Origin of the sequence: Sphingomonas sp. ABOLE (genome assembly GCF_003950455.1) — a bacterium.
In the GTDB taxonomy this organism is placed as follows: Bacteria; Pseudomonadota; Alphaproteobacteria; order Sphingomonadales; family Sphingomonadaceae; genus Sphingomonas; species Sphingomonas trueperi.
In genome coordinates this window covers 1-1,415 of the sequence record NZ_QQWY01000099.1, presented here as the reverse complement: position 1 = coordinate 1,415, position 1,415 = coordinate 1, and the positions used below count along the sequence as shown (strand labels likewise).

At 65.0% G+C, this 1,415-nt stretch carries 1 pseudogene; it reads left to right on the top strand.

From position 1 onward, the window contains the following. Window positions 1-1,198, top strand: a pseudogene (locus CA234_RS24040) (IS110 family transposase); the annotation flags it as partial. Window positions 1,199-1,415 lie beyond the last annotated feature (217 nt).

Genomic DNA, 1,415 nt, shown 5'->3' with positions numbered 1-1,415 from the left:
CGGCGCCGGCGGATGACCGTCATGGCGACCAGGCAGGACTATGACGGCTTTGCCGAGCAACTCGCTGCTATCGGGCGCCCTATCATCGTCGGGTTCGAGGCGACGGGTAATTACCATCGTACGCTGGCGCACCGGCTGCTGACGGCAGGGTTCGAGCTGCGCCTCATCTCGTCGGTCGCGCTCGCCAGAACGCGCGAGGCGCTGCACAACGGCTGGGACAAGAACGACTCCAAGGACGCGCAGGTCATCCTGCACATGCTGCGGATCGGTGCGACGCAGCGCTACGTCGACCCGCTGGTGGCCGGAATCAACGACCTGCAGGAGCTCTCGAAGACTCACGAGACGATCTCAAGGATGAAGACGCAGACCTGGCATCGGATCCTGACCCACTACCTGCCGCTGTACTTCCCCGAGATCGCCCGCTTCGCAGGCAACAGCCGGTCCGACTGGTTCCTGGCGCTCATCGAGCGGTTTCCGACGCCGGCCACCATCACGGCGCTGGACCGCGAGGCGTTCTCGGCCGCGGCATGGCCGCTCATCGGCCGCAAGGTCTCCAAGGCACGCCTCATCAACGACATCTACGAGACGGCGTCCGCCTCGACGGCACTGCCGGTGCCGGAGAACTCAGCCGCCATCACCATGTTCCGCATGGTCATCGCGCAGGGCCGCAGCCTCATCCACCAGCGAGACGAGATCGAGCGGCTGGCCCATGCGCGGCTCGCCGATGACGTCGACTACCAGCTGCTGCGCAACATTCCGGGCATCGGTCCGATCAACGCGCTGACCATCCTGGCCGAGGCCGGTGATCTGCGGCGCTTCAACCATCATCGTCAGTTCCTGAAGTTCTGCGGTCTCGATCTCGCAACGTGTCAGTCAGGCACGTTCCGTGGCCGCACGAAGCTGTCCAAGTACGGCAATGCGCGCCTGCGCCGGACCTTCTGGATGGCTGCCCAGGTCGCCGCGCGTCAGCGCGACAACAGCTTCCGCGACAAGCTCGGACGATATGTCGCCGGGCACGCGGACGATGCCGACCGTCGCCGCAAGGCGATGACGGCGCTCACCGCCAAGATGGCGCGCGTGGCTCACGCCGTCATCAAGACGGGGACAGAGTACCGGCCGTTCCTCGAACGGTCGGATGCCAGGTGGAAGGACCCCTCTCTGCAAGTGCCGTGAGGGCGCTCGTCGAGCGACCCTGTAGATAATGTTCGGGCCTTCCACCTGGGTGCGTATCTCGTTTTAAGGATGGTGAGGACCACGGCCGCCTCGGCGCTGCTGGATCCTGTGTTTGCTATGGCAGGGAGCGATCCCGTTGACGGTGGGAGCCATCTGGCTCAGATTGCATGCCGCGCCGACGGTTGTCGGCGCATGGATATCTGCTGGCCAAAACCCGCCGCTGCTTCCCGACATAGGACGTT